Here is a 15,049-nt window from a genome sequence, read left to right as displayed (position 1 = left end):
TGCTTTGCTGATTGGCAGCTCCTGGACAAGTCTCAACCCCTACTTATTGAATACTTAGTAAGTAATGTTTATGAATGTAAATAACTGACCTGTCGGACGCTATAAGAGCACTGTTGCTTCGGCTAGCCAGCGTAACCTACAGCGATTTAGGAAGCTCGAACAATAAGTAAATTAAAAAGTTTACGTTGATAATAAGTATATTGTCTCTGGTTTTAGTAAGTGATATATCCAACCTGTACCAACATAGTCTATACTCAAATGAAACTTAGTGTTGTTATTCCGGCCTATAATGAAGAGGAATCCATACCGGATACCATTCGTACCCTGTATGGTACTCTAAAGAAGTACAACATTCCTCACGAGATATGCGTCACCAACGACAACTCAAAAGATGGTACGTTGCGGGTACTGGACGAACTCAGCATTGAGATTCCGACCTTAGTGTACTATACCAATATGGGGCCTAACGGATTTGGCTATGCGGTACGTTATGGACTGGAGCGCTTTACGGGGGACTGCGTAGCAGTATTCATGGCCGATATGTCCGATGATCCGGAAGATCTGGTGAAGTTTTACTACAAAATGCTGGATGGCGACTACGACTGTGTCTTTGGAAGTCGCTGGGAGAAGGGTGGAAAAGTAGTTGACTACCCTCAAACTAAGAAGGTAATCAACCGTGTTGCCAACTTTATAGTCAGGATGATGATGGGTATCAACTACAACGATACCACTAATGCCTTTAAGCTGTACAAGCGCGAAACGATCGAAGGCCTCAAACCTTTTCTTTCCCCGCACTTTAACCTTACCATTGAGCTTCCTCTCAAAGCCATGGTACGGGGCTATAACTTTGCCGTAGTACCTAATAGCTGGACCAACCGTAAGTACGGTGAGTCGAAGCTGAAGATCAAAGAAATGGGAAGCCGCTACTTCTTTATACTGATGTACTGCCTCATTGAGAAGTACTTCTCTCGTGGTGACTTCATGAAAAAATCCAAAGCGCCCCAGCAGGTAGTGAGCCGGTAGGTAATCTTTTACTTAAACCAGACTTGATAAAACACGAGCCGGTAGGTCAGGTAGGAAAATATGACGGCCCAGGCGGAGCCACTGATAAACATCCATAAAAAGATGCTCGGCCGGGGTACCCGAAAGGCTACGGCTATGATGGTACCGCCAATGGGAGTGAATAGCAGGGGCGTCATGATGGCAATACCGATAATACCAAAACGCTTCCATACACGGACCGCCATACGGCTTGACGAGCTAAAGCGGCGACTTGGCTTTTTGCGCCAGCGTTTCAAAAGGAGCTGAATGGCGGTACCTACGTAGGTGACTACCACTACACTGAACATCATACCTATAAGGGTACAGAGGGCCGTTTCAAGCCAGTGAAGGCCCAGGGCCACTCCCGTAAGTGGCCCGCCTAAAAACTTAAGCGCACTGGCCAGTGCTACTGATGCGTATTTCAGGAGATCATTTGTACTCATAGGTTCCCCGTACCAGTTCAGTCGCTATTCGACGGGTTTCTTCGTCCGTTTGCACGTAATCATCATAGGATGGCTTAGCTACAAACGTGACTTTATCAGCACAAGCTTCGATAATAGATGATATGTTCAGGAAGCCTATCTCATCATTGAGGAAGGCTGCTACCGCTACCTCGTTGGCTGCATTGATGACACAGGCTGCATTACCTCCCCTCTCCAGCGCCTTGAAGGCCAGTCTCAGATTACGGAATGTATCCATATCAGGTTGTTCAAAGGTGAGGGCAGGGTACTTGGCAAAACTAAAACGAGGAAAATCTGCCTTCAAACGATCAGGATAGCTAAGGGCATACTGGATTGGAAGCCGCATGTCGGGTAAGCCCATCTGCGCTTTAATACTTCCGTCTTCGAACTGCACCATCGAGTGGATGATACTCTGCGGATGTACTACCACGTCAATCTGATCCGGCCGCAGGTCAAACAGCCATTTGGCCTCGATTACCTCCAGTCCCTTATTCATCAGCGTTGCTGAATCGATGGTGATCTTGGCGCCCATGCTCCAGTTGGGGTGTTTCAAAGCCTGCGCTTTGGTTACCGTAGCCAGAAAGTCACGCGTTTTCCCACGGAATGGACCACCTGAGGCGGTCAGTATTATTTTTTCAATAGGATTCTGCTCCTCCCCCGTTAAACACTGGAATATGGCAGAATGCTCCGAATCGACCGGATAAATATTCACCTGGTGCTCGCGAGCCAGCCCTGTGATCATTTCACCGGCTACTACCAGGGTTTCTTTGTTGGCCAGCGCTATATGTTTACCTGCTTTAATGGCATTGATGGTAGGTAACAAGCCCGAGTATCCTACCAGGGCCGTCAGAACAGTATCTATAAAATCAGCCTCCACTACTGATGCCAGCGCAGCAAATCCAGCATGTACCTTGATACCTAGCGGTGCCAATGCCGAAGCCACCTGCTGGTACAGCTCTTCATTACAGATCACCACCTCACGCGGACGATAACGCGCAGCCTGTTCGATCAGCAAATCGGCGTTGTTCTGCGCCGTAAGTACCTCAACCGAAAAAGCATCAGGATTCGCATCCACTACTTCCAGCGCCTGAGTACCTATCGATCCGGTGGAGCCTAGTAAGGCTATTTTTTTGGGAGTCATTATTTTAGCTATCTTGTTGTAGCGACCTTGAAGGTAGCTCTATTTATTTAGTAACGAGCGTAGGCTATCTGCAATCTTGCGATCATTAGACAGTCGGGGTACCTTATTCTGCCCCCCCAGCTTTCCCTGCGAACGCATATGATCAATGAAGGCATTCTTTGGAAGCGGCGTAATCACCAGCCGTCTCAGAATATTGCCCGTGATCAGGTCATCGTAGTATACATTCAGCTCCATCAGTCTCCGGTCCAGATCATTGGCAAAAGCCTCTGGGTCCTGAGGTGGCGTTGCAAACTCGATGAGCCACTCGTGGTAGGGAAGCCCGCCTTCGGGGGGCGTTACCATGGGAGCTACGGTAAACTCAACTACTTCCGTTTCTGGATGCCGTTCCATGGCATAGCGTAAGGCCTTCTCTACTTCTTCACCGATTACGTGCTCACCAAAAGCTGATATAAAATGCTTGATCCGCCCCGATACAATAACCCGGTATGGATTAGTAGATACGAACTTAACGGTATCTCCGATCGAGTACCCCCACAGACCTGCGTTGGAGTTGATTACCACAGCGTAGTTCTTACCGACCTCCACTTCACCAATGGATAACCGTTTTGGATTTTCGTCAAAGTAATTTTCGGCGGGAATAAACTCAAAAAATATACCTGTATTCAGCAGCAACAGCATTCCTTCCTCGTGCTGAGAGTCCTGATAAGCCAGGAAGCCTTCCGAAGCCGGATACAGTTCAATTGAATCAACAGGTTTCCCTATAGATTCGAACAGTTTGGCCCGGTAGGGCTCGAAGTTCACACCACCGTATACGAACAACGAAAAGTCCGGGAACACATCCTTGATCTTTTTGCCGGTGCGGGCCATAATCCGATCAAAGTACATCTGCACCCAGGGAGGTATCCCCGAGATGAGCGACATCCGCTGGTCGATGGTTTCGTCTATGATGCGGTCCAGCTTGGTCTCCCAGTCTTCAATGCAGTTGGTTTCGTAGCTGGGCATCTGGTTGGTACGCAGGTAGCCCGGCACGTGATGATTAGATATTCCCGACAGCCTTCCCGTATGGATACCTGCCTTCTTATCCAAAACCGGACTTCCCGACAGAAAGATCAGTTTCTTGTCCAGAAATCCTGACTTACCTGTTTCATGAATATAAGTAAGCAGCGCATTTCGGGCTGAATCAATATGATTGGAGATAGAATCGTGCGTAATAGGAATGTACTTAGTACCTGAGGTAGTACCGGACGTTTTGGCGAAGTACAGAGGCTTATCCGGCCACAGTACATCCGACTCTCCGGCCAGTATATGCTCAACGTACGGTTTCAGATCTTCGTAGTCCCGTATCGGTACGGCCTGCTTATAGTCCTCATAGCTATGTATATTCCGGAAGAAGTGGTCCTTACCGAAACGCGTGTTAGCAGCCTTCTTCACCAGCGCCTGGCGCCATTGGTCCTGTACCTCCACGCTGCGGGATATCCATTCCTGTTGTTGCTGTACGATATATTGAGCCAATGGCCGGCTCAAGAGCGATCTTATTCCCATAGTTGAGCAAAGGTAAAGAGTATTTAGAAAATCTGTTACATGCCTCCTTTTACAGATGCTTATAATAGCTGATTTCCATCCATTTATGGATTTTATTGAAATACCTTTGTTTGTGGTTAATAATATTTAATTTTGCAATCCTGAAATCCAAGCAAGTGTATTTTTTATCAGCGTAAACATGGGATTGTTTGATTTTTTGACTAGCGATATCGCTATTGATTTGGGTACTGCCAATACCCTTATCATTCACAAAGACACCGTGGTGGTAGACGAGCCCTCCATCATCGCCATTGACAAGACTAGTGGAAAGGTACTGGCGATTGGCCACACGGCGATGCAGATGCATGAAAAGACCAATGAAAATATAAAAACCATTCGTCCCCTCAAAGACGGTGTAATTGCCGACTTTACCGCTGCCGAAATGATGATCCGGGGTATGATCAAAATGATCGATTCTGGAAGTCGTTTCTTTTCAGCCTCACACCGAATGGTGATTTGTATTCCTTCCGGCATTACCGAGGTTGAAAAGCGGGCCGTTAAGGACTCAGCCGAACATGCCGGTGCCAAGGAAGTATACATGGTACATGAGCCTATTGCAGCGGCAATCGGTATCGGTATCGACATCACCCAGCCTAATGGAGTAATGATCGTGGACATCGGTGGCGGTACTACCGAGATTGCTGTGATCGCTCTTTCAGGTATTGTTTGTGAGCAGTCGGTACGCATTGCCGGCGATGTGTTTACGCGTGATATTGTTGATTACATGCGCCGCGAGCACAACTTGCTGATTGGAGAGCGTTCGGCCGAAATGATCAAAATAGCCATTGGTTCATCCTTACCTGAACTCGAGTCACCACCAGACGATTACGAGATCCGTGGTCGTGACCTGATGACGGGTATTCCCAAAGAGATTAAGGTAACTTACAGCGAGATTGCCTACGCCCTGGATAAGTCTATTTCCAAGATTGAAGAGGCAGTTATGAAAGCGCTGGAGATATCCCCACCAGAGTTATCTGCTGATATTTATAAAAACGGTATTCACTTAACAGGTGGCGGTGCCATGATTCATGGTCTGGACAAGCGCCTTGCGGCCAAGACCAAGCTTCCTATCCACGTAGCCGAAGAGCCTCTTAAGGCAGTAGTACGTGGTACCGGTGAGGTTCTGAAAAACCTTGAGCTGTACAAGCCTGTATTGATTACCTAGTAACGGAATGTGCACAGCCAACCAGCTAGTACTACTACCTGGTTGGCTGCTTCTTGTGAGCTCCTTTCGCCCATGTTTCAACTTGTTGAGTTCCTCTCCCGGAACCGGAATTTTATACTATTCGTGTTACTGGAAGTATTCAGTTTTTGGCTGATCGTCCAGAATAACTCGTATTGGGGAGCTACGTACTTCAATACATCTAATTACTATGTAGCACAGGTACTGGGCTTCTCTAACTCAGTACGTGACTTTGCTAACCTAAAGGATGTAAATACGCACCTGGCCGAGGAAAATGTGCGTTTGAACGCTATGGTGGCTGAGCTGCAGCAACAGCGGTCAAGCGATGCTCCTGCCGGATATCAGCCAGACTCCTTATTTGCCAGCCGCTTTACGTTTAGAGTGGCTAAAGTAGTAAACAACGAAATCAACCGGGCCAATAACTATATCACTATCGATAAAGGTACCGCCGAGGGAATACGCCCCGGTATGGGTGTTATATCGGCTACGGGCGTAGTAGGGAAGGTACGTTTCTGTTCGGCACACTTCTCTGTTGTTACGTCCATTCTCCACTCTCAATTCATGGTATCGTCCCGTCTGGTACGTAGCAATGAAATAGGTACCGCCAAATGGGACGGAAAAAATCCGGAAGTGATAAAACTGCAGGATATCTCACGTTACCGGCCGGTTCAGAAGGGCGATACAGCCGTAACATCCAACTTTAACTCCGTATTTCCTCCGGGTATCATGGTGGGTACTGTGCAAGGTATGACTGTCCTGCCCGACCAGACTTTCTTTGATATTGATCTGCAGCTGGCCACAGACTTCCGAAACCTGTCCTATGTTTACGTGGTACAGAACCGTCTGCGTCCCGAGCAGGATATCCTTCAGAAACGCATAGAAGACGAGCGCAAATGAGTTTACGCGAAATAATACAGTATTCTATATGGTACTTGCTGTACATGGCCTTACAGATCCTGGTCATGCGCAATCTGGTACTATTTGATTATGCGTTCTGCTTTGTGTACATCGCCGGAGTGATCCTGCTGCCTACCGAAGCCAACCGGACATTACTACTGCTTCTGGGCTTTGCTACCGGTATTATTGTTGATGTATTTTATAATACCATAGGAATGCATGCCGCCGCCACTCTGCTGGCAGTATACCTGCGCCCCCTACTGATCAAGCTGATGTTTGAGTCCAAAGGTGCTGACCGTACGGATATCAGCATCCAGTCATTAGGTCTGGGGTCTTATATCTCTTTTCTCTTTCTTCTGGTTCTCATTCACCACAGTGCCTTATTCTTTATTGAAATGAGCCACTTCGGCATGGTGCTCTACACTTTGTTACGAATAATTGCCAGTAGCCTTTTTACAACCGTAGTTATACTGCTTATTCAGCTATTTTCCCGCCGCCGAAAGACTCTTGCCTGACAAATTGACGGCTTTAGTAGGTACTGGAGCGAAATTTTAGGCAGTTACGGGAACAAGTACACATATATCAAAACCATTTATATAATAATTGGTTTGTTCATAAAAACCCTCCAGATACAGTCATACGATAAATCGCTACTGATTTTATCCGGATGCCGTTCATCAAATACTGGTTGTTGGTGTCTGGGACTGTGCTAAAATTTGTAGTTCAGCATACTTATGTCAGTTGTCATGTCAGAAGCAATAATAAAAGAAGGATACACGGACGACCAGCGATATGAGATATTCAATCGCGAGTTCATGCCACATATAGATTCAATGTACAACTTCGCCTTTCGTCTTACGACCGATGAGGACGATGCAAATGACCTTGTACAGGATACTTATCTAAAGGCATTCCGTTTTATTTCCTCATTTGAACAGGGTACTAATGCAAAGGCCTGGTTATTTCGAATCCTGAAAAACAGCTTTATTAACGACTACCGCAAGAAAAGTAAGGAGCCGTCAAAAGTTGATTACCAGGAGGTTGAAACTACCTATAATTCGGAAGAGGCCGCTGATGTTACTTATACCGTCGACCTGCGGGCTGATGCCGTGCAGGACTTAATCGGCGATGAGGTAGCTACAGCTCTCAATGCCCTACCTGTTGACTTCCGTACGGTCATCATCCTTTGTGATATCGAAGGATTCACGTACGAGGAAATGGCCAAGATACTTGACATCCCAATAGGTACCGTACGCTCACGTCTGCACCGGGCACGTAACCTTTTGAAGGAAAAATTAAAAAATTATGCGAGTTCAATGGGTTATGACGCTTAACTCATGAAACTTTTTCATGGACCACTGTGGTTATCAGGGTACAACCATACCACTTGTAACTAATTTCACGAGAACGATTTTGTGATGAATGCACCATCTAACAGGCCTTCTGCTGAGGGAGAAAAGCAAGAACAGCCAATGAAGCAACATTGTGAGCATCATGCTGAATGTATTAAAAAGATTCAAGCTATTCTTGATGGCGAAGCAACCGAGAGTGAAAAAGAACATTTCAGGTTAAATATGGATAAATGCATGCCATGCATCCAAACGTACCACCTCGAGAAATGTATAAAGGAAGCGTTACACAGCAAAGTAACACGCAAGCCTTGCCCTAACGATTTAGTAGCCGCTATAAAGGCAAAAGTAAACAGTTGATTAGTAAAGGTGGAAGGAAAGCTTATCATATTTTCTGCACCTTCAGGTTCAGGTAAAACTACAATAGTCAGACACCTTCTGGCTAAGTACTCTACAAAGCTCGCTTTTTCTGTATCTGCTTGTACCCGGCCCCGGCGGGACTACGAAGTACACGGGCGGGACTACTACTTCCTATCAGCTCAGGAGTTCAGGAAGCATATAGCAGATAATGATTTTGCTGAATGGGAGGAAGTATACGCCGGTAATTACTACGGCACGCTCAAATCCGAAATTGAGCGACTCTGGAGCGAAGGGAAGCATGTACTGTTTGATGTAGACGTAAAAGGCGGGCTAAAGCTCAAGGAAGCCTACGGAGACAAGGCACTTGCCGTGTTTGTCAAGGTTAGCTCAGAAGATGAGATCCGGCGGCGCCTCAACAGTCGTGGTACCGAAACCGAACAAACCATGGCTACACGCCTGGCTAAGGTTAGATACGAACAAAGCTTTGAGCATGAGTTTGATCGGGTGCTTGTCAATGATAACCTGGAAGAAGCCTTACAGAGGGCTGAAAGTATTGTGAAAGAGTTTGTAGCTCCTTCAGAAGACGTTTGGTCATGAACATCGGCTTATTCTTTGGATCCTTCAACCCAATACATGTAGGGCATCTGATCATAGCAAATACTATGGCTACTGCAACAGACCTTGAGCAGGTATGGTTTGTAGTAAGTCCGCAAAACCCCTTTAAAAAGAACAAGAGTCTGTTGCACGAATTTGACCGCTTCGATATGGTAGAGCGGGCAATTTCGGACAATACGCGCCTTAAGGCCACCGATGCCGAATTTCATATGCCGCGCCCCAGCTATACTATAGATACGCTGGTACGCCTGCTCGAAAAGTACCCCCAGCACACCTTCAGGCTAATCATGGGCGAGGATAATCTGGCCCAATTTCCCAACTGGAAAAATCACGACAAAATACTTGAGTACGTAGGGCTTTACGTATATCCACGTCCGCAAGCAGCTCCTCATGCCTTTGTTGAGCATCCGGCAGTACGCTTTGTGCCTGCTCCTCTGTTAGATATCTCGGCTACCTACATCCGGGACTGCATCCGTCAGGGCCGCTCGATACGCTACATGGTACCTGATGTAGTAGAAGAAATGATTATACGAAAGAAGTTCTATGTCTAAGGGAAGAGGCTACTCCAGCGGTTGGCTCTGATAAGTTATTTCAGTAAGTAAGCCGACGGCATTGAAGCGTAGAATTACCTTGGGAGAATAAGACTTTTTGGTAATGTCGTCACAGTGGGTACCTTTCTCAAGGAAATACACATAGAACTTCTGATTACGTCCCCCCAGCTGATGAATATCTGGCCGCCCCAGTAACTCACCTACTTCATTAGCAAACTTACCAACGAGTACTTTCTGCTCTGCCTTAAAGGCATTGACCAGCGTTGCACGGTCCCCTTTACATGCTCCCCGATCCTGCCGCCACTTCACCAGATCCAAACTACCCAGTTTCTCGGGTGCCGAAGTACAGGCCACAAGCCATACGCTAAAACTGACTAATGCGACTTTTAGTATAAATCTCATACTTCTGCTATTGCTTATTGAATAGGCTGGGCTTCCTGATAGATTACCTGTACCAGCGTCTGCCCCACGGCTTTGAGGGTATTACGGTCAATATTATCCATATCATCCTCCGTTGTATGCCAGTCGTCAAAGAAAGTGCGGCTCAGGTTATTTACCCGCAGATGAATAATATCAATCATAGGAAAGCGGGCTGTTTCGTTAACGGGCACATGATCATCCGTAATAGCGGGTCCACGCTGATCAATAAAGTACTGGTTGTATCCAAGCTGGCTGGCTGTATTCCATACCTGATTGACCACCTCCGCACCGTACTGCATTGAGAATCCTTCTTTGGGGAAGGTAGCGCCTTTGGCTCCTACCATATCCAGGAGTATGCCGAAGTAAGCCGTGTAGCCGGGCACGTGCCTGTTGGCTGCCCAGTACTGTGATCCTAAACAAAATCCTCCGAGTTTATCCTTCGCCTCCTGGGAGTTTCCCCAGTCTTCAGCATCAAAGAATACGATATCCACTCCTACATCCGCTTTATTACTACTCTGGCTAAGTACCCGAGCTACTTCCAGCAGTACACCTACCCCACTGGCTCCGTCGTTGGCAGCCGGTACAGGTTTGGTACGAGCGGTAGAATCCTCATCAGCAAACGGACGCGAATCCCAGTGCGAAGCCAGCATGATCCGCTTAGCAGCCTGCGGATTATAACTACCGATAATATTGCGGGCATTGAGCTTCTTACCATCGTAAGTCGTAGCCGTAAAAGGCTGCTCCGTCACCTGCCAGCCGTACTGCTTTAGCGTTGCTACCAGGTAGTCTCCGGTCTGCTTGTGTGCCGATGTGTTAGGTACACGGGGCCCAAAAGCCACCTGCTTCTCAACGAAAGCGTAGGCAGAATCAGCATTGAAGGCAGGAGCCTGCACAAGAGCGGTAGTTTGTTGTTCGGTTGTCTGTTCTGAAGAATCTTTTTTAGTACAACCCAAATTGGTACCAAGTGTTGCAACCAGCAGTAAGCCTGCAATAGTGTTGAAATTCATATAACTTCTTAGAAAGTAATGGAATCGCCTACTTTGATACCGTAGCGGTCGGTGAAGCCACCATTAACCTCTACCACATACTGCGCATTATCGTACGAAGGCAGGCCTTGTTCGGAGTAGGGAGTTGTATTCTTATGAATATAAACTATTTCTTTGTTTTCGTTGACGTAGAGAATATCCAGGGGAAGAATAGTATTTTTCATCCAGAACGACTGCGGCTCTGATTGCTCAAAGATAAATAACATCCCTACCGAATCAGGCATGTACGAGCGGTACATCAGCCCTTTGGCCCGATCGGCCTCATTGTCCGCAATCTCTACATCTATTTTCTTTATGGCTGCTCCACCACTCATAAAAACAACTTCTCCCTCTTTGGTGAAGACAGGTGTACTACTTCCGGTATCAGCCGTGCCGCTACTAGCAGACGTCTCAGCTCCGGACTTCCTGTCGTTAAGGAATGGTACAACTACATATCCGATACCGGCCAGGACAAAAATGCCCAGCAGGATCAGTGCAAAGAGGGATTGGCGGTTACGACGCATAGCAGTGTAATTATTCTTCGTAAGCCCAGTCGATGCGGTGCTTCATATCGCGGATCACAAGGCCCTGGTTTTTAAAATAAGTACGAATCTCATCCACTTTTTCGTATTCCTGAGCGGCTTTGTACTCACGGTACAGACTCAACATCCCGGTCAGGACAGCATCGCCGGCCGTCCTCTCTTCCTGCAGACCCAGTACATCTTCGAAGAAAACCACAAACTTCTCTTTCAGCAGATCAAAGGTCTCTCTCCCCAAAGCCGCTGACTTCAGCTGGTTGAGGTAAAGCATGTTGGCATACTTGAGCAGATTGAACAGGTGAGCAATAGCCACAGCCGTATTGATATCATCATTCATAGCTTCGTAGAAGCCACGGATGGAGCTCTCTACATCAGCTTTCTTCTTTTCGTCAATAGCTACGCCTTCCTCTTCTCCAAATTCCTGAAGCTTGAGTACCCGGTAGCCATTCACCAGTCTTTTATAGCCTTTCTGAGCTGCTTTGAGCGCATCGTTCGAAAAGTCCAATGTACTCCGGTACTGACTCTGCAGCATGAAGAAACGTACCGTCATGGGGCTAAAAGCCTGCGCCAGCAACGGATGACTTCCCGTAAACAGTTCGTGCGGCAGGAATGAGTTGCCCAGAGACTTGGACATTTTCTGCCCGTTTACGGTCAGCATATTAGAGTGCATCCAGTAGCGCACGGGATCGTGGCCGGTCAGGCCGGTACCCTGCGCAATCTCACACTCGTGGTGAGGGAATTTGAGGTCCATACCGCCCCCATGTATATCAAACTGGCTGCCCAGGTACTTAGTACTCATACAGGTACACTCGAGGTGCCAGCCCGGAAAGCCGCGTCCCCAGGGAGAGTTCCACTGCATGATATGCTCGGGTGAAGCATTCTTCCAGATCGCAAAGTCGAGGGGATTGCGCTTTTCTGCCTGTCCGTCCAGCTCGCGCGTTTCGTTGAGCAGGTCTTCGAGTACCCGGCCCGAGAGCTTGCCGTAGCTGTTCCCGGCCTCGTTGTACTTCAAGATATCAAAGTACACCGATCCGTTTGACTCGTAAGCCAACCCGGAATCAATTAGTTTTTTAACCGCTTCGATCTGCTCGATGAGGTGCCCGGTTGCGGTAGGTTCAATGCTGGGTGGTAGTAGGTTGAAGGTAGCCGTTACCTGATGGAAATCATTAGTATAGCGCTGCACGATCTCCATGGGCTCTACCTTTTCCAGCTTGGCCATCCGGCCTATTTTATCTTCGCCTTCGTCGCCATCACCCACCAGGTGCCCCACGTCGGTAATGTTACGGACGTAGCGTACTTTATAGCCTATATGGGTAAGGTACCTGAATAGGGTGTCAAAGGTCAGGAAGGTGCGGACGTTGCCCAGGTGTACATTATTATATACGGTGGGTCCGCAGACATACATCCCAACATAAGGAGGAGACAGGGGTTCGAAAAGTTCTTTCTGACGGGTAAGCGTATTATATAGCTTCAGAGGCTGTTCACTCATGCGTAGTTCTAACTGGTTCTATTTTGCAAAACTAATCATTTGTTAGGATTGACCTCTAAAAATAGTGGCTAACCCAGCGACCTGCCGCCCTATTCGGCAGTTTTCGCTATATTCGCACCTATTATTCTGAAAACGAACCGCTATCGGACACCCGTCCTGGCCTGTATATACCACTATGGAAATAGTAGAAGTAGGAAATGATGCTTACCTGCGCAGTGAGTTTCTCCAGCTCCCCGTCCGGATTTACCGCAACAATCCCTACTGGATACGTCCGCTTGACAAAGACATTGAAGAGGTTTTTGAACCTAATAAAAATAAGTTATTTCAGGACGGAGAGGCGGCACGCTGGCTGGCGGTAGACGGCAGTGGCCAGACCGTCGGGCGCGTAGCAGCTTTTTACAATCGCAAGCTGGCCGAAAAAGGTAACGATCAGCCTACGGGTGGTATGGGCTTTTTTGAATGCGCCAATAACCGCGACGTAGCGTACCTGCTGTTTGAAACATGCCGCAAGTGGCTGGCCGAACGGGGAATGGAAGCCATGGACGGACCTATCAACTTCGGTGAGCGTGACCGCCACTGGGGGCTTCTCGTTGATGGTTACGACAAGGAACCTACCTACGGCATGGGGTATCATATGCCTTACTACCGCTCGTTCTTTGAAGACTACGGCTTTCAGACCTACTTTGAGCAGTATACCTATTACTTACCGATGGAGGAGAACCGGGTTCGTCCGCTGTTGCATCCGGCCGTATTTGCCCGCGCTGAAAAAATATTCAATACCCCCGGCTACGACTTCAGACATATCAGGAAAAATGATCTGGCCAAGTACGCGGAGGACTTCAGGACTATCTATAATAAAGCCTGGGCAAAGCACCTGGGCGTTGGGGAGATGACTCCTGAAAAATCGCGGCAGTTGATCAACCGGATGAAGCCCATCCTGGAAGAGGACCTGATGTGGTTTGGGTACTACGAGGATGAGCCTGTAGCTTTCTTTATCATGCTGCCGGAGCTGAACCAGATCTTCAAGCATGTCAATGGGAAGCTCGACTGGATCGGGAAGCTCAAGTTTATGTACCACAAGCTGATGAAGACTAACCATAAAGCGTTTGGGGTGATTTTTGGCGTGGTACCGGAATTTCAGAGGAAGGGGATTGAGTCGGCCATTGCGCTGGCATATTCCAAAATAGCCTGGAACACCGACTACCAGTACAAAGACCTTGAGCTGAACTGGATCGGTGACTTTAATCCTAAGATGATCAACTTTGCGAAGATGCTCGGAGGAGTACCGCATAAAACACATCTAACCTACCGCTACCTGTTTGACCGTACCAAAGAATTTAGCCGTCATCCGATCATCTAGTCTGTACTAATCTTAGTTACTATTCTAATTTTAAAAATATACAATGAGTCTTCTTACCGTAGGATCCGTGGCGTTTGATGCCCTTGAAACACCATTTGGAAAAACTGACAAAATAATTGGAGGAGCTGCCACTTATATCACACTGGCGGCTTCGTACTTCACCAAGGAAAACAACCTGGTAGCTGTAGTGGGAGGCGACTTCCCTCAGGATATGATAGACCTGTTGCAGACACATGGTGTCAGTACCGAAGGGCTACAGATTAAGCAGGATGAGAAGACATTCTTCTGGTCGGGCAAGTACCATACCGATATGAATACCCGGGATACCATGGATATTCAGCTAAACGTAATGGAGCATTTTGACCCTGCTATTCCCGAAGCTTATCAGAACTGTGAGTACCTGATGCTGGGCAATACGGCTCCGGCCATTCAGCGTATGGTGATAGAGCGCCTGAACAAGCGCCCCAAGCTCATCATGCTGGATACTATGAACTTCTGGATGGATGTAGCGTGGGATGATCTGATTCAGGTACTGGGTATGGTAGATGTACTTACGATTAATGACGAGGAAGCTCGTCTGCTTTCAAAAGAATACTCACTCCGTAAAGCAGCCGCCAAGATCATGGAGATGGGCCCAAAGACACTCATCATCAAGAAGGGTGAGCACGGTGCTCTGCTTTTCCAGGGCGACCGTATCTTCTTTGCTCCCGCTCTGCCTCTGGAAGAAGTATTCGACCCTACCGGAGCCGGTGATACTTTCGCGGGTGGATTTATTGGGTACCTGGCCAGCACCGACGACATCTCCTTTGATAATATGAAGCGGGCTATCATTTACGGTTCGGCCATGGCGTCATTCTGCGTAGAGAAATTCGGTACCGAGCGTATCGTCAATCTGACCGAGCAGGATGTAAATAACCGAGTACTTGAGTTTGTAAATCTAGCTAGTTTTGAGATCAGATAGCTATTAGGTATTAGCTTTTAGTAGTTAGCTTCTTAATATTTAAAAAGATTGGGCTCATGTACTTTGTGCATGAGCC

The 15,049-nt window shown here is 47.5% G+C and carries 17 protein-coding genes; 10 read left to right on the top strand and 7 right to left on the bottom strand.

Features of this window, described 5'->3' with window-relative positions:
* Nucleotides 1-258 precede the first annotated feature (258 nt).
* Nucleotides 259-1,023, top strand: a complete 765-nt coding sequence (locus tag JUB14_RS01815; RefSeq protein WP_207503981.1) for a glycosyltransferase family 2 protein — start codon at nt 259-261, stop codon at nt 1,021-1,023.
* Nucleotides 1,024-1,031: 8 nt separating this feature from the next.
* On the opposite strand, the gene JUB14_RS01810 is transcribed toward JUB14_RS01815, so the two are convergent.
* Genes JUB14_RS01810 through JUB14_RS01800 form a run of 3 tightly spaced genes read right to left on the bottom strand, consistent with a single transcriptional unit; the run spans nt 1,032 to nt 4,185 of the window.
* Entirely contained in the window at nt 1,032-1,484 is a 453-nt protein-coding gene (locus JUB14_RS01810; RefSeq protein WP_207503979.1) for a hypothetical protein, read from the bottom strand.
* The gene (locus JUB14_RS01805; RefSeq protein ID WP_207503977.1) at nt 1,471-2,643 is read right to left on the bottom strand and encodes a 1-deoxy-D-xylulose-5-phosphate reductoisomerase; all 1,173 of its coding nucleotides are present in this window, start codon (nt 2,641-2,643) and stop codon (nt 1,471-1,473) included. Before JUB14_RS01805 ends, JUB14_RS01810 begins: the two co-directional genes overlap by 14 nt.
* 39 nt (nt 2,644-2,682) lie before the next feature.
* Nucleotides 2,683-4,185 carry a GH3 auxin-responsive promoter family protein gene (locus JUB14_RS01800; protein ID WP_207503975.1) on the bottom strand — a complete coding sequence of 501 codons (1,503 nt, stop codon included), beginning with the start codon at nt 4,183-4,185 and terminating at the stop codon, nt 2,683-2,685.
* A 178-nt stretch (nt 4,186-4,363) separates the two neighbouring features.
* Here JUB14_RS01800 and JUB14_RS01795 point away from each other — a divergent pair, with 178 nt between their 5' ends.
* The 7 genes from JUB14_RS01795 (at nt 4,364) to nadD (ending at nt 9,179) form a co-directional block, all read left to right on the top strand.
* Nucleotides 4,364-5,389, top strand: coding sequence for a rod shape-determining protein (locus JUB14_RS01795; RefSeq protein WP_207503973.1), 1,026 nt, complete (start codon nt 4,364-4,366; stop codon nt 5,387-5,389).
* 72 nt (nt 5,390-5,461) lie between these two features.
* Nucleotides 5,462-6,304, top strand: coding sequence for a rod shape-determining protein MreC (mreC, locus tag JUB14_RS01790; protein WP_207503971.1), 843 nt, complete (start codon nt 5,462-5,464; stop codon nt 6,302-6,304).
* Nucleotides 6,305-6,348: 44 nt separating this feature from the next.
* Complete coding sequence (locus JUB14_RS01785) at nt 6,349-6,819, top strand: hypothetical protein (RefSeq protein ID WP_229367471.1); 471 nt, start codon at nt 6,349-6,351, stop codon at nt 6,817-6,819.
* 219 nt (nt 6,820-7,038) lie between these two features.
* Nucleotides 7,039-7,638: a sigma-70 family RNA polymerase sigma factor gene (locus JUB14_RS01780; RefSeq protein ID WP_207503967.1), complete on the top strand. Its 600-nt coding sequence runs from the start codon at nt 7,039-7,041 to the stop codon at nt 7,636-7,638.
* An 84-nt stretch (nt 7,639-7,722) separates the two neighbouring features.
* The gene (locus JUB14_RS01775; RefSeq protein WP_229367469.1) at nt 7,723-8,013 is read left to right on the top strand and encodes a hypothetical protein; all 291 of its coding nucleotides are present in this window, start codon (nt 7,723-7,725) and stop codon (nt 8,011-8,013) included.
* 9 nt (nt 8,014-8,022) lie between these two features.
* Nucleotides 8,023-8,610 (top strand): guanylate kinase, encoded by a 588-nt coding sequence (gmk, locus tag JUB14_RS01770; RefSeq protein WP_207503965.1) that lies wholly within the window; start codon nt 8,023-8,025, stop codon nt 8,608-8,610.
* The gene (gene nadD, locus JUB14_RS01765) at nt 8,607-9,179 is read left to right on the top strand and encodes a nicotinate (nicotinamide) nucleotide adenylyltransferase (RefSeq protein WP_207503962.1); all 573 of its coding nucleotides are present in this window, start codon (nt 8,607-8,609) and stop codon (nt 9,177-9,179) included. The genes gmk and nadD overlap by 4 nt, the downstream gene beginning before the upstream one ends.
* Before the next feature lie 9 nt (nt 9,180-9,188).
* On the opposite strand, the gene JUB14_RS01760 is transcribed toward nadD, so the two are convergent.
* From JUB14_RS01760 to cysS, 4 genes are read right to left on the bottom strand one after another with little or no spacing between them, the layout of a single operon-like run.
* The gene (locus JUB14_RS01760; protein WP_229367468.1) at nt 9,189-9,581 is read right to left on the bottom strand and encodes a hypothetical protein; all 393 of its coding nucleotides are present in this window, start codon (nt 9,579-9,581) and stop codon (nt 9,189-9,191) included.
* Between the two features lie 14 nt (nt 9,582-9,595).
* Nucleotides 9,596-10,606, bottom strand: coding sequence for a M28 family peptidase (locus tag JUB14_RS01755; protein ID WP_207503960.1), 1,011 nt, complete (start codon nt 10,604-10,606; stop codon nt 9,596-9,598).
* 8 nt (nt 10,607-10,614) lie between these two features.
* A complete protein-coding gene (locus JUB14_RS01750) occupies nt 10,615-11,148 on the bottom strand; it encodes a DUF192 domain-containing protein (protein WP_207503958.1) in 534 nt (177 codons plus the stop codon).
* 10 nt (nt 11,149-11,158) lie between these two features.
* Entirely contained in the window at nt 11,159-12,652 is a 1,494-nt protein-coding gene (gene cysS, locus JUB14_RS01745; RefSeq protein ID WP_207503956.1) for a cysteine--tRNA ligase, read from the bottom strand.
* Between the two features lie 175 nt (nt 12,653-12,827).
* Between cysS and JUB14_RS01740 the strand changes: the two genes are divergently transcribed.
* Nucleotides 12,828-14,012: a hypothetical protein gene (locus JUB14_RS01740; RefSeq protein WP_207503954.1), complete on the top strand. Its 1,185-nt coding sequence runs from the start codon at nt 12,828-12,830 to the stop codon at nt 14,010-14,012.
* A gap of 43 nt (nt 14,013-14,055) precedes the next feature.
* Nucleotides 14,056-14,973 (top strand): PfkB family carbohydrate kinase, encoded by a 918-nt coding sequence (locus tag JUB14_RS01735; RefSeq protein WP_207503952.1) that lies wholly within the window; start codon nt 14,056-14,058, stop codon nt 14,971-14,973.
* Nucleotides 14,974-15,049 lie beyond the last annotated feature (76 nt).

Origin of the sequence: Telluribacter humicola (genome assembly GCF_017355935.1) — a bacterium.
In the GTDB taxonomy this organism is placed as follows: domain Bacteria; phylum Bacteroidota; class Bacteroidia; order Cytophagales; family Spirosomataceae; genus Telluribacter; species Telluribacter humicola.
The sequence above is the reverse complement of the archived record's forward strand: the minus strand, read 5'-3'. Positions and strand labels throughout refer to the sequence as shown.

Bases quoted from the DNA above. Each gene is read 5' to 3' on its own strand.
- cysS (WP_207503956.1), bottom strand. From the start codon at position 12,652: ATGAGTGAACAGCCTCTGAAGCTATATAATACGCTTACCCGTCAGAAA.
- nadD (WP_207503962.1), top strand. From the start codon at position 8,607: ATGAACATCGGCTTATTCTTTGGATCCTTCAACCCAATACATGTAGGG.
- JUB14_RS01815 (WP_207503981.1), top strand. From the start codon at position 259: ATGAAACTTAGTGTTGTTATTCCGGCCTATAATGAAGAGGAATCCATA.
- JUB14_RS01780 (WP_207503967.1), top strand. From the start codon at position 7,039: ATGTCAGTTGTCATGTCAGAAGCAATAATAAAAGAAGGATACACGGAC.
- mreC (WP_207503971.1), top strand. From the start codon at position 5,462: ATGTTTCAACTTGTTGAGTTCCTCTCCCGGAACCGGAATTTTATACTA.
- JUB14_RS01805 (WP_207503977.1), bottom strand. From the start codon at position 2,643: ATGACTCCCAAAAAAATAGCCTTACTAGGCTCCACCGGATCGATAGGT.
- JUB14_RS01785 (WP_229367471.1), top strand. From the start codon at position 6,349: ATGGCCTTACAGATCCTGGTCATGCGCAATCTGGTACTATTTGATTAT.
- JUB14_RS01810 (WP_207503979.1), bottom strand. From the start codon at position 1,484: ATGAGTACAAATGATCTCCTGAAATACGCATCAGTAGCACTGGCCAGT.
- JUB14_RS01760 (WP_229367468.1), bottom strand. From the start codon at position 9,581: ATGAGATTTATACTAAAAGTCGCATTAGTCAGTTTTAGCGTATGGCTT.
- JUB14_RS01795 (WP_207503973.1), top strand. From the start codon at position 4,364: ATGGGATTGTTTGATTTTTTGACTAGCGATATCGCTATTGATTTGGGT.
- JUB14_RS01775 (WP_229367469.1), top strand. From the start codon at position 7,723: ATGAATGCACCATCTAACAGGCCTTCTGCTGAGGGAGAAAAGCAAGAA.
- JUB14_RS01800 (WP_207503975.1), bottom strand. From the start codon at position 4,185: ATGGGAATAAGATCGCTCTTGAGCCGGCCATTGGCTCAATATATCGTA.
- JUB14_RS01755 (WP_207503960.1), bottom strand. From the start codon at position 10,606: ATGAATTTCAACACTATTGCAGGCTTACTGCTGGTTGCAACACTTGGT.
- JUB14_RS01750 (WP_207503958.1), bottom strand. From the start codon at position 11,148: ATGCGTCGTAACCGCCAATCCCTCTTTGCACTGATCCTGCTGGGCATT.
- JUB14_RS01740 (WP_207503954.1), top strand. From the start codon at position 12,828: ATGGAAATAGTAGAAGTAGGAAATGATGCTTACCTGCGCAGTGAGTTT.
- JUB14_RS01735 (WP_207503952.1), top strand. From the start codon at position 14,056: ATGAGTCTTCTTACCGTAGGATCCGTGGCGTTTGATGCCCTTGAAACA.